Genomic DNA, 11,725 nt, shown 5'->3' on the forward strand with positions numbered 1-11,725 from the left:
CGGTCACGGCCAATTCGCAGTCAATGTGCAAAATTCGCAGTCAATGTGCAATCAACTCGCACTCACGATCAGGGAGAAGATGATGGGCAACTCCACTACGCCGCAGCCCGGCAATAGCCAGGGCGGCACGCCTTCCACGGCAGGCAGCAAGCAAAGCACGGCCGAGTCGGCCGAGAGCTTTGTGCTGGTCGATAGCGAGCAAGGACTCGATATCGGCGACGATCTGTTTTCCATCGGCGAAGTGCGGCGCGCCGACCGCTTGCCCCATCATCAGTCAGGCTCCGCCGGGCAGAGCAGGCAGAGCGCCGACGATGCACCCGACACCACGGGCAGCACCGGCGTCTGACCGGGTCGCCTATCTTTCTTCGCTCCCGGACCATCCCCGCTGGGCCAGTTGCAAGACGTGTTCGCGCACGTCGGCTGGCCATTCCTGTACGCACGCCAGGAAAGCCGGCTGCTTGCCGGCGAACAGGGCGCGGGTGGCTTCCTCGAATCCGGGCGCATCGCCGGCCAGCGCGTTCATGACTTGATAGGCCGCTTCGCGCGCCTGTCGCTGCTCGTCGTGCGCCTTGTTGCTGCGCTGTGCTTGTTCCACCAGTTTGCGCAAGGCCACGGAGGCGCCGCCCGGCTGCGTCGCCAGCCATTCCCAGTGACGGGGCAGCAGGGTGATTTCGCGCGCCACCACGCCCAGCTTCGGGCGGCCCGGCGTGCGCGGGGGCAGGGGTGCGTCTTCCTGCGGCGCTGGCGCCTCCTCGGCTTCGCGTGGCAGGCGCTGCAGCACATCTGCCAGGCTGCCGTGCAGGTTCAGGTCGACCTGGCTGCCGCTCGTGTCGTCGAAGATCAGGATTTGCGCCCCGGGATCGCGCGTCACCCATTCTTTCAGTGTCTGGGCCACCGCACGCAAGGTGCCGCTGGCAACTTTGTGTGGACCCGCAAAGGCGGTGAGTTGTCTGGGTGCGTGCATGTCTTGCCTCCAATGCGTGACGATGCACGCAATTTTACCCGGATCAAATTAAAAATCAATAACACCCGGGTAAAATGTGGCGGCCCTGCTACAGGTCGACCCGGCCGTGTTCACCCAGGTCTTTCGGTGGCTCACCCGTGATGGCGGCCTTGGCCATTGCATAGAATTGCATCATCTTGCTGGCGCTGCTATCCCAATATTCGGCCGACTGGATCGTCACCTTGATCAGCGACAGCTTCGGATCGTCGAGCCCGCCCGGGAACCAGGCTTTCATCAACGGATTCCACAGCTCTTCCGCCTTGGCCCGGTCTTTCAGCAGATGTGCATGGCCGCAGACGGACACATACAGGCTGTCGCCCGTGTCGACAAAGCTGACATTGACTTGCGGATTGTTCAGCAAATCGCGCGTGTAGGCGGCCTCGTCCGAGACAAAAAACCAGATTTGCCCAGCATTGTCGACCTGCTGCTGCGTCAGGGGCCGGCTGGTCAGGGTGCGCATGTCGTCGCTGGTGGTCAACATGCCGAATTTGACGTCCTTAATCTTGGCCGCGATGCTGGCCAATTGTTCGCTGGAATACGCTTGCATGGGGTGCTCCCTTGATGGTTGTCCTGAACAACAGCATAGGCGGGTGTTGCATGCGGCTCTGTACGGCAGCTTACGTAGTGGGGCTGCTTTGTTTCAAAGCTGTTACAAAACGCTGGCCTGGCGGGGCGCCCATGTATTGACTTAATAAATGATAATCATTATCATTTGTTTGAAACGATGGGCATAAACTTTGATTGAAGGATGGGAATGAAGCACACTGACTTGTCGCGCCACCTGGCTCGCTCCTTGCCGGGAGCCCTCGATGGGTAATGCGGGCACCGCAGACAAGGCCAGGAACAATGCCAGCCGCGCCGTCTGGCTGAAGAACTTGCATCAATGGCACTGGATCAGCTCGGCACTTTGCCTGCTGGGCATGTTTTTGTTCGCCATCACCGGCATCACCCTGAATCATGCCAGCCAGATCGAGGCCAAGCCATCGATCACGCGCCAGAAGGCGCAGTTGCCGGCCCCATTGGTCACCGAACTTGCCGCGTATGCCGCCCGGCATGATGGTGCCAACGCGCCCATGCCGGCCGCTGCCGAGACCTGGCTCAAGCAGCAATGGTCGCTCAATGCGGGCGGGCGGCCCGCCGAATGGAGCGTCGACGAAGTGTATTTGCCGCTGCCCAAGGCCGGTGGCGACGCCTGGGTGCGCATCGGCCTGGAAGACGGCGCGGCCGAATATGAATTGACGGACCGGGGCTGGGTGTCCTGGCTCAACGATGTGCACAAGGGCCGCAACACGGGCGTGGCCTGGAACTGGTTCATCGATATTTTTGCCGGCGCCTGCATCGTGTTTTGCCTGACGGGTTTATTGATTTTGAAGTTCCACGCGGCCAACCGGCCATTTACCTGGCCGATGGTTGGCCTCGGTATCTTGATACCCTGCGCGATCGCCTTGCTGTTTATCCACTGATCGTTTTCACTTTCTTTTTTACAGGCACACCATGAAATTACGCTACTCCCTGGCGCTTGGCCTTCCCCTGATCGGCACTTCGGCGATGGCGGCCGACCTGGCCCTCAAGCTTGAAATCCCGCAACTGAACGTGGCGGAATATCACCGTCCCTACGTGGCTGCGTGGCTGGAAACGGCCGATCAAAAAGTCGTCGGCAACCTGACGGTGCTGTATGACGTGAAAAAGAAAGACAAGGCGGGAGAGAAATGGCTGAAAGACATGCGCCAATGGTGGCGCAAGAGCGGCCGCGACCTGGCCATGCCCGTTGACGGCGTCAGCGGCGCCACGCGCGCGCCGGGCGAACATACCCTGACTTTCCCGGGTGCCAAGGCCTTGCTCGACAAGCTGCCGGCCGGTGAATACCAGGTGGTGGTGGAAGCGGCGCGCGAAGCGGGCGGACGCGAACTGGTGCGTGTGCCATTCCAGTGGCCGCTGAAATCGGCCCAGTCCGTTCCTGGCAAAGGCAAGGAAGAACTCGGTAATGTCGTCGTCCAACTCAAACCATAAGGCGCCTCTATCATGTTGAAGCAACTCAATAAACCGCTGATCGCCCTGGCCCTGGCCGGCCTGGCCATGAACGCACACGCCCATCGGGGCTGGATGGTGCCATCGAGCACGATGGTGGAAAGCAAGGATGCCTGGGTGACGGTGGACGCCGCCATCTCCGATGGCCTGTTCGAGATCGACCACCAGCCGCTGCGCCTTGACGCGCTGCAAGTGATCGGCCCGGATGGCGCGAAAGTGGCGCCGGCGAATACCGTCACGGGCCGTTTGCGCAGCGTCTTCGACGTGAAGATGGAAAAGCCGGGCACGTATAAGGCGGCCATCGTGTCGCAAAACGTGATGGCCAGCTACAAGCAAAATGGCGAGCAGAAACGTTTCCGCGGCAACGAGGAAACCTTCAAGAAAGACATGCCGGCCGATGCGCAAGACGTGAAAATCACGCGCACGGCCAGCCGCCTGGAAACTTTCTTCAGCAATGGCGAGACCAGCACGGAAGTGTTCAAGCCGACGGGCGTGGGCCTGGAATTCGTGCCGGTGACCCATCCGAACGACTTGCGCGCGGGCGAAAAAGCCACGTGGCGCTTCCTGGTCGATGGCAAGCCGGCAGCCAACCAGGCCTTCAGCCTGGTGCCCGGCGGCGTGCGCTACCGTGGCGTGCTGGGGGAAATTCGCCAGAGCACCGATGCCAAGGGCGAGATCACGTTGACGTTGCCGGCGGCAGGCATGTATTACCTGAGCAGCACCTGGCCAGCGGCCGCTCCGGCCGTGGCCGGCCAGCCGCCAGCCATGCCCGAGCGCCGCATGACGTACGCGGCTACCGTGGAAGTGCTGCCGCAGTAAGCGGCGGCGTCTTCACGAGAGCGCCGATGCGCCGGGTCCTGTTGCCGCAGCATATTTCCGATCAGGTCGCGCCGCCCGGCGCCGCGATCCGGGACTTGCGCGGCCTGGCTATGGGCACCAGCTGGTCGGTGCGCCTGCTGGAGACCGCCATGCCGGGACGCGCGGGCAGCGCCGATTTGCAGCAGGGCTTGCAGCAGCAGCTGGATCTTGTTGTGGCGCAAATGAGCCACTGGAGCGACGCGTCCGACCTGGGCCGCTTCAACCGGGCCGAGCCCGGTAGCTGGCACAGCCTGCCCGCCGCCTTTTGCGAGGTGCTGGGCTTTGCCATGCACGTATCGCAAGCGTCCGGCGGCGCGTATGACCCGTGCGCGGGTGCGCTCGTCAACCTGTGGGGCTTCGGTCCCTGCAACCGCTACGATCAGCCCGGTTTCCTGCCGCCGAAAGACGATACCGTGGCGCTGCTGCTGTCGCAGCGCCAGCACCGCCGCCTGGAACTGGACTTGCCGGCCCGCCGCGTGCGCCAGCCCGGCGGTTTGCGACTGGATTTGTCCGCCGTGGCCAAGGGCTATGGCGTGGACCGCCTGGCCCGCTACCTGGACAGCCAGGGCATCCACCATTACCTGGTCGAAGTGGGCGGCGAGCTGCGCGGCGCCGGCAGCAAGCCCGACGGCCAGCCGTGGTGGGTGCTGCTGGAACAGGTCGATGGCGCCGCCGATAGTGCCGGGAATACACAGCATCCCGCAGAAATGCTGCTGGCGCTGCACGGCTTGTCCGTGGCCACTTCGGGCGATTACCGGCGTTTCTTCCAGGACGGTACAGTGCGTTTCTCACACACCATTGATCCGCGCAGCGGCATGCCGATCAGCAATCAACTCGCTTCCGTCACCGTCGTGCACGCCGAGTGCATGGCAGCCGACGCCTGGTCGACGGCGCTGACCGTACTGGGCTTGGATGCCGGCATGGCGCTGGCCGAAGAGCAGGGCCTGGCCGCGCGCTTCCTGCAGCGCGACGGCCATGGCTACCACGAAATGCTGAGCAGCCACATGCTGGCCATGCTCGATGAATGAACCATTAACTCCATGATTTTTACGCACGATACGACTCGGCTGGCCTTGCTGGCCGCCCTGTCCCTCAGTTATGCGGGCGTGTGCCTGGCACCCTGGCTGCGCGCGCGCGCCAGGCGCCGCGCCGCCGCTGCCGCCAGGGTGGCGCTGGCCAACAGCCCCGCCTGGCTGGTGGCGTATGCGAGCCAGACGGGCAATGCCGAGGAACTGGCAACGCAAACGGCGCAGAGCTTGCAACTGGCCGGCATTCCCGTGCGCCTGTGCGCGCTGGTCGAAGTCACGGCCATTGATCTGCAGCAATCCGAACGGGCCTTGTTTTTGGTCAGCACCTATGGCGAAGGCGATGCGCCCGACAATGCGGCCGCCTTCATGGGCAGGCTGATGACGGGCGAGCTGGCGCTGCCGCAATTGCATTACGCCGTGCTGGCCCTGGGCGACCGCAGCTACGGTCACTTCTGCGGCTTCGGCCGCTCGCTCGATGCCTGGCTGGCGGCGCAGGGTGCCTCGCGCCTGTTCCCGTGCATCGAGGTCGACCGCAGCGCCAGCGCCGCCATCGAGCAATGGTTCCAGCACCTGAGCCATCTGGCCGGCACCAGCGACGCGCCCGACTGGAGCGCCCCTGCCTTTGGCGACTGGCGTTTGACGGGCCGGCATTTGCTTAATCCTGGCAGCGCCGGTGGCGCCATCTACCATGTGGAACTGGCACCCGTGGCGGGTGCCTTGCCTGACTGGCAGTCGGGCGACCTGGTGCAGGTGGCCGCGCCCGCGGATTCCGCCCAGCCGCGCGAGTATTCGATCGCCTCGATCCCGCGCGATGGCAGCGTGCACCTGCTGGTGCGCCAGCATGCGCATCCCGATGGCAGCCTGGGACTGGCCTCGGGCTGGCTGACGGCGCAGGCGTCTGTGGGCGACGTGGTGCAGCTGCGCTTGCGCCAGCACCGGCGTTTCCGCCTGGAAGACAATGCCCAACGGCCATTAATTCTGATTGGCAACGGCAGCGGCATCGCCGGCCTGCGTGGCCACCTGAAGAGCCGCGTGCTGGCGGGACAGCGGCGCAACTGGCTGATCTTTGGCGAGCGCAACGCTGCCCACGATTTCCATTATCGCGAGGAAATTGAAGGCTGGCACGCCAGCGGCGACTTGCCGCGCCTGGACCTGGCGTTTTCGCGTGACCAGACGGAGCGCACCTACGTGCAGGACCGCCTGCGCGGCAATGCCGACGAAGTCAAATTGTGGCTGGAGCAGGGCGCCGCCATCTACATCTGCGGCAGCCTGGCCGGCATGGCGGGCGGCGTTGACCAGGCCCTGCAAGAGATGCTGGGCCGGGCCGCGCTCGATGCGCTGGCGGCAGAAGGGCGCTACCGGCGCGACGTGTACTGAGTTTTTGACGCCGCCAGCGCGTTCGCGCGGCGACCGTTATCATGATAGGTTCATCCGAGGAGAACCATCATGAGCGACAGCATTTACGACATTCCCCTGCGCCGCATCAATGGCGAGCCCGCCAGCCTGGACGCGTATCGCGGCAAGGTGGTGCTGGTGGTCAATGTCGCCTCCGCCTGCGGCTTGACGCCGCAGTACGAAGGACTGGAAAAACTCTACGCCGACAAGCAGGCCGAGGGCCTGGTGGTGGCCGGTTTTCCCGCGAATGAATTCGGCGCGCAGGAGCCGGGCAGCAATGCCGAGATCGCGGACTTTTGCCGCGGGACCTACGGCGTGCAATTTCCCCTGTTTCAAAAAATCGTCGTCAAGGGACCGGGCCAGCATCCGTTGTACCAGCGCCTGGTGCAGGAGCAGCCGCAGGCGCAGGAAAAGCCGGGCAGCGATTTCCGCGCCAGGCTGGCCGGCTACGGCATCACGCAAGAGCAGCCCAGCGACGTGCTGTGGAATTTCGAGAAGTTTTTGATCAGCAAGGATGGCACGGTGGTGGGGCGTTTCTCGCCCGACACCACGGTCGACGATGCCATCCTGCGCGAGGCCATCGACCGCGAGCTGCAGGCCTGAGCGTATCGACGGCGCTTGCCGCGCCGCCTTTGTTACTCCGCCGTGTTCAGCGCGGCCGGTTCCATTTCCCCGCTTACTTCCTGCAAGCCGCGCGCCAGGCTGGAGATGCTGGGGTTGTCGATGAAGACGCAGCGCTTGCCCGTGCGCTTGCAATAATCTTTCACGCGCCAGTAGGCGCTGTGGCTGATGCAGCCCGTCTGGCAAATCACCAGGTCGGCCGCCGCCAGGCTCGAATCGAGCAGGTTGGCATTGTCTTCCAGGCCGCCGTCGTGGTGGGCGAACTGCGCGCCCACGCGCTCGATCAGGGCGCGGTAGGTGGCGACATTGCCGCTGCGCCCCCCCACGCATAGCACGCTTTGATCGACCAGGCGGATCGGCATTTTCAGCTTGCCGCCCGTCGGCACTTCCAGCTTAGGAGCCGGTGGCGGCACGGCGGCGCTTGGACGTGGCTGGGCCTGCTTCAATTCCGTGATTTGCTGGCGCAATTCCTTTTCGCGCTCATCCATTTGCGCCAGGCGTTCGACCAGACGCGTGCGCGATTCCAGCGCCGGGATGGCGGCCTGCAGTTGCGCCAGATCAAAGCGCAAGCCGTCGATAACGCTATCCTTGCCGATCGATTCAGCCCGCGTGCGCAGCAGCACGGCTTCCTGGCGTTCCAGTTCGCCCGTTTTTTCCATCAGCATGGCCTGGCTGCGCTGTTGCAGCTTGGTCAGTTCGTGCGTCAGGCGCGCATTTTCTTCCTGCAAGGCCGTAAATTTGCCCATGTCGGCGCGCACGCAGGCACCGGCCTGGTGCTGGATCATGTGCAAGTCGCGGCACATCTGCTCTTCCAGCTCGGCGTCGCAGCGCGGATGCGTGAGGCCGGCCCAGAAGGCGCCCGACACGTCGCCGTTGGCGACGGCCGTGCGCCACAGTTGCGCTACCTGTTCCGTGGTCTTGGCGCCGCGAAAGCGCAGGATCACGGGGGCGTAGCGGCGTTCGAGTTCCTTTTGCAGGGCTTCGGACAGGCGGTTGCGCGCACCGCATTCCGTCACGGCGCCCACGTGCACTTCGTAGTCGTCGGCCAGCACGCGCCCACCCGTCATTTTGCCCACCAGCTTGCGCAGGTAGCCCAGCGGCAGGCCCACGCCGACCAGCGGGCAATGGCAGGTATGCGACAGTTCCCACATTCGCCGGCGGCGCGAAGCGAGTGCGGCCGTTTCGGCCTCGCCGCTGGAACAATTGCTGATGACGGGCAGGGACTGGTCTTTGTCACACATGGCGATATCCTGTTAGGCGGTGGGGTGTCGAAGAAAAATTATTGCGGCAGGGGCGAGGCAGGGCGCTTGGCGCTCAGCAGGCATGCCAGGCGCTCAAACAAGGTGGACTTGGGCGGCGCGGGGCGGTGCAGCGCCACCAGCGTGGCCCATTGCTGCGACAACTGCTGGCAGGTCGCTTGCAGCACGGGGCCCAGGTCGGACGAGCTGGACAACACTTGCAGATGGCGTTCGATGACGCCCGCCAGTTTCTCGCAGGGACTGCCCGCATGGTAGTGCGACATCAGGTGCAGCACGGCCGACAGCAGTAATTCAGGCTGTTGGCCCTGCGGGGACGGAAACATCGGGGAAGGTCTGTCGTTCGCCATCAAACACTCCTGTGCGGTGGTTTGGCTGGCTGCGCGCACGGAGCGCGACTGGCTGGCGAGTGTGGTGACTGGCTGCCGTGCTGCTTCAGGCAGTCAGGATCAGCTTGTTCAATTGGGTGACGCGCAGGCGATAGATCTTGCCGCTGTGCTCAATCTCCACTTCGCGGCCCTGCTGCAGCAGCGCTTCGCTGGTGATGCGGCGCGCCGGTTGCGCCATGCTGACGGGAGGACGGACATGGGCGGTAGCGGCATCCTGGATCAAGGCTGGTTTTGAGCTTTGCATGTTGGGCTTTCTTTGTCTCAGTTGAGAATGATTCGTATTTGCATTATTGTTGAATGTGGCCCGAAAAGCAAGGCTTATTTGTGCGAAATTTGCGCTTTTTTATGCCGCCAGGGCAGCTGGGATGAGAGGGCTGTGCAAAGGCGGCCGCAGGCGCGGCGCGGAAGGGGAGCGGCAGCAAAAAAGACCCGGCAAGGCGGTGCGCGCCTTGGTCGGGTCAAGCCTGTGCCAAGCTTGAAGTAAACGGGACGGTATTAAATAGTGGCCAGCAATTGTGCCGAGGCGGTGGTGGTGGTGGTGGTGGTGGCGGCCTTGAGCTTGGCGGCGGCCAGCTGCTTGGCGCGCGAACGCGAGGGCGGCAAACGGCGCAGGGTTTTCAGGGCGTCCGCATCCTTGATGCCGATGGTGCGCTGGTCGACCGTGATCAGGCCGATTTCATTGAAGGCGGACAGGGTGCGGCTGACCGTTTCCAGGGTCAGGCCCAGGTAGCTGCCGATTTCATGGCGCGTCATGCGCAGATTGAACAGCTTGCTCGAGTAGCCCATCTGCGCGAAGCGGTCGGCCAGCGAGACGAGGAAACGCGCCACGCGGGCCTCGGCGCTGAGGGCCCCCAGCATGCCGATCATCGCCTGTTCGCGCACCAGTTCGCGGCTCATCACGCCATACATGACATTTTCCAGTTCCAGGTGCACGCGGCCCAGCGCCGTCAGCTTCTTGAATGGCAGCAGGATCAGGTCGCAGTCGGACAGGGCCACCGCTTCCGAGGAGTAATGGCGCGAGTGGATGCCATCGACGCCCAGCATGTCGCCCTTCATGGGAAAGCTGAGTACCTGCTCATTGCCGAACTCGTCGATGAGCACGGTTTTCAGGAAGCCCGAATTGACGATATACAGGGTGTCGAAGGGCTGGCCGATGGTGTGCACGCGCTGGCCCGTCTTGAATTGCACGTGCTGGAACAGCAGTTCGTCGGCGGCGATGGTGCAGGCGCTGGAGATATGCAGCAGGTCGCACACCTCCTTCAGGTTCGACCAGAGCCGACCTTGGCGCTGGCGCCCCGCTTCCATTGTAGAGGACGGGGGCAGTGATGGAGCGGCAGCGCGGGTTTCAGGCGTTTGCGTGGACAGCATGTTCATCTCCTGGTAACAGGTAGTTCAGAGTTGAATGACAAGGTGCACAGGGCGGCGGGCAGGGAAAGGGCGGCGCGCGTCCAGGCGTGTGAATCTCGATTCGCTGAAGACTTGCTGTGTGATGAAGTAACTTCCCAGCAACTTGATGACTGGTTTCAGTATGCCAACAACCGTATGCAATTAATATCAGCAGTGGCTGAATATGGCAGTAGGAGCTGTGGCAATTGATGTAGGATTGTTCCTACGCGCTGGCGCGCACGGTCAGGTCTTGAAGGGGGACAGCAGGCGGTGCGCCACGGCTTACTGGACCATTTCCGACAGCGAACTCATGCCCATCTTTTGCATGATGCGCGTCTTGTGTGTACTCACCGTCTTCACGCTCAGGTGCAGATTGTTGGCGATTTCCGTGATCGACTTGCCCGCCACCAGCAGGGAAAAGACTTCGAACTCGCGGTCCGAAAGCTGTTTGTGCAGCAAGCTTTCATTCGGCATCATGATGTTGAGCACGAGCTGTTCTGCCACCTCGGCGCTGATGTAGGGGCGCCCCGACGCCACCTTGTGGATGGCGCCCACCAGCTGGGTGCCCGCGCTTTCCTTGGTCAGATAGCCTTGCGCGCCGGCGCGGATGGCGCGCACCGCATATTGCTCTTCCTCGTGCATGGTGAGGATCAGGATGGCCAGCTTGGGCGCCTCGCTGCGGATTTGCCGGATCAGGTCGACGCCGCTGCGGCCCGGCATCGACAGGTCGAGCAGCAACAGGTCGAAGCCGCCCTGGCGTATGTGGTTGAGTACCTCAAAGCCGTCGATGGCTTCGCCCACGATGTCGATGTCCGGCGCGCCGTCAAGGATGCGCTTCAATCCTTCTCGCATGATGGTGTGGTCGTCGGCAATCACAATACGTATCATAGGCGCGCAATCTGGAAGCGTGTAATTGGCCCTGGCCGTTTAGTTGCGGCCGGCCTGGTGTTAAAAAACAAGAAACGTTGTCATTTTAATCGAAATGGCCGCAGTTTTGCCTTTTACCCAATCTGTTACCCAATCTTTTACCCAATATATGGGCTGCGGCGGCCTGCGTGGCCATCTTACCTCTTACTTGGATGGGGGTTCCTTGATCAGCCTATGTACGAGCACTGGCAATGTCGAGTGCGACAGCACTTTGTTGGTCACGCTGCCGAGCAGCAATTGCCCCCAGCCGCTGCGTCCATGCGAACCCATGAAAATCAGGTCGCATTGCTGCAATTGCGCCACTTCCACAATTTTCAGGGCGGGGCTGTCGGAAAAGGCGGTCAGGCCCGTCGCTTCCAGGCCCCGCTTGGCGGCCGCGTCGAGGATGGGCTGCCAGTGGTCGGCACCCGCCTTGCGCATGGCGATGCGGTATTCCTCCTCGCTGGGATAGCTTGGTGGAATGATTTCGATGTACACCGGATACTGGTATTCGGGCGCAACGTACACGGCAAGGATGTCGGCTTGCATCTGTTCGGCAAAGGCAACGCCGGCACAGGCCGTCAGGTTGGAGACGGTGGAGCCGTCCGTAGCGATCAGAATTTTCTTATACATGGCAGGTCCTTTGGCGGTGGCTCAGCGCGCGCAACGCCCCTTATTGTAGGCGCGACGGCAGCATGGTATTCATGTAAAGACTTGATAATTATCAATACTATTGCACCTTCAGTATAGGCAACATTGGTAGAAAGATCGTGTTTTAGCCGCAACGATATTCTTGGCGCACCGTTGCGCAGGCGCCCGCGAGCAGGATTTCTTGTGCGGCGCGTGGTCTTGCAG

At 62.7% G+C, this 11,725-nt stretch carries 15 protein-coding genes; 7 read left to right on the forward strand and 8 right to left on the reverse strand.

The window, feature by feature from the left end; genetic code table 11:
- Positions 1-79 precede the first annotated feature (79 nt).
- Positions 80-346 (forward strand): hypothetical protein, encoded by a 267-nt coding sequence (locus ACQ4WN_RS19830; protein ID WP_436553063.1) that lies wholly within the window; start codon positions 80-82, stop codon positions 344-346.
- Between the two features lie 9 nt (positions 347-355).
- On the opposite strand, the gene ACQ4WN_RS19835 is transcribed toward ACQ4WN_RS19830, so the two are convergent.
- Entirely contained in the window at positions 356-964 is a 609-nt protein-coding gene (locus ACQ4WN_RS19835) for a DUF2239 family protein (protein WP_436553064.1), read from the reverse strand.
- Between the two features lie 88 nt (positions 965-1,052).
- Positions 1,053-1,550: a pyridoxamine 5'-phosphate oxidase family protein gene (locus tag ACQ4WN_RS19840; RefSeq protein ID WP_436553065.1), complete on the reverse strand. Its 498-nt coding sequence runs from the start codon at positions 1,548-1,550 to the stop codon at positions 1,053-1,055.
- Positions 1,551-1,812: 262 nt separating this feature from the next.
- Between ACQ4WN_RS19840 and ACQ4WN_RS19845 the strand changes: the two genes are divergently transcribed.
- From ACQ4WN_RS19845 to ACQ4WN_RS19870, 6 genes are all read left to right on the forward strand, one after another.
- Positions 1,813-2,466: a PepSY-associated TM helix domain-containing protein gene (locus ACQ4WN_RS19845; RefSeq protein ID WP_436553066.1), complete on the forward strand. Its 654-nt coding sequence runs from the start codon at positions 1,813-1,815 to the stop codon at positions 2,464-2,466.
- Positions 2,467-2,497: 31 nt separating this feature from the next.
- Positions 2,498-3,013: a DUF2271 domain-containing protein gene (locus ACQ4WN_RS19850; protein ID WP_436553067.1), complete on the forward strand. Its 516-nt coding sequence runs from the start codon at positions 2,498-2,500 to the stop codon at positions 3,011-3,013.
- Positions 3,014-3,025: 12 nt separating this feature from the next.
- The gene (locus tag ACQ4WN_RS19855) at positions 3,026-3,850 is read left to right on the forward strand and encodes a DUF4198 domain-containing protein (RefSeq protein ID WP_436553068.1); all 825 of its coding nucleotides are present in this window, start codon (positions 3,026-3,028) and stop codon (positions 3,848-3,850) included.
- A gap of 26 nt (positions 3,851-3,876) precedes the next feature.
- Positions 3,877-4,917: an FAD:protein FMN transferase gene (locus tag ACQ4WN_RS19860; RefSeq protein WP_436553069.1), complete on the forward strand. Its 1,041-nt coding sequence runs from the start codon at positions 3,877-3,879 to the stop codon at positions 4,915-4,917.
- Positions 4,918-4,929: 12 nt separating this feature from the next.
- Positions 4,930-6,294 (forward strand): sulfite reductase subunit alpha, encoded by a 1,365-nt coding sequence (locus ACQ4WN_RS19865; protein WP_436553070.1) that lies wholly within the window; start codon positions 4,930-4,932, stop codon positions 6,292-6,294.
- 69 nt (positions 6,295-6,363) lie between these two features.
- Positions 6,364-6,915, forward strand: a complete 552-nt coding sequence (locus tag ACQ4WN_RS19870) for a glutathione peroxidase (protein WP_436553071.1) — start codon at positions 6,364-6,366, stop codon at positions 6,913-6,915.
- 32 nt (positions 6,916-6,947) lie between these two features.
- Here ACQ4WN_RS19870 and ACQ4WN_RS19875 read toward each other — a convergent pair whose 3' ends face one another.
- The 6 genes from ACQ4WN_RS19875 to ACQ4WN_RS19900 all read right to left on the reverse strand — a co-directional run bounded on the left by ACQ4WN_RS19875 (position 6,948) and on the right by ACQ4WN_RS19900 (position 11,503).
- Complete coding sequence (locus tag ACQ4WN_RS19875) at positions 6,948-8,174, reverse strand: DUF2325 domain-containing protein (protein WP_436553072.1); 1,227 nt, start codon at positions 8,172-8,174, stop codon at positions 6,948-6,950.
- A gap of 38 nt (positions 8,175-8,212) precedes the next feature.
- Entirely contained in the window at positions 8,213-8,539 is a 327-nt protein-coding gene (locus tag ACQ4WN_RS19880) for a hypothetical protein (RefSeq protein WP_436553073.1), read from the reverse strand.
- Between the two features lie 85 nt (positions 8,540-8,624).
- A complete protein-coding gene (hemP, locus tag ACQ4WN_RS19885; protein ID WP_034750559.1) occupies positions 8,625-8,822 on the reverse strand; it encodes a hemin uptake protein HemP in 198 nt (65 codons plus the stop codon).
- A gap of 251 nt (positions 8,823-9,073) precedes the next feature.
- Positions 9,074-9,883, reverse strand: coding sequence for a Crp/Fnr family transcriptional regulator (locus ACQ4WN_RS19890; RefSeq protein ID WP_436553096.1), 810 nt, complete (start codon positions 9,881-9,883; stop codon positions 9,074-9,076).
- Positions 9,884-10,246: 363 nt separating this feature from the next.
- Complete coding sequence (locus tag ACQ4WN_RS19895; protein WP_436553074.1) at positions 10,247-10,852, reverse strand: response regulator; 606 nt, start codon at positions 10,850-10,852, stop codon at positions 10,247-10,249.
- Positions 10,853-11,035: 183 nt separating this feature from the next.
- Entirely contained in the window at positions 11,036-11,503 is a 468-nt protein-coding gene (locus ACQ4WN_RS19900; RefSeq protein ID WP_436553075.1) for a universal stress protein, read from the reverse strand.
- Positions 11,504-11,725 lie beyond the last annotated feature (222 nt).

The sequence above is a fragment of the Janthinobacterium pasteuri genome (genome assembly GCF_051380775.1).
In the GTDB taxonomy this organism is placed as follows: Bacteria; Pseudomonadota; Gammaproteobacteria; order Burkholderiales; family Burkholderiaceae_D; genus Janthinobacterium.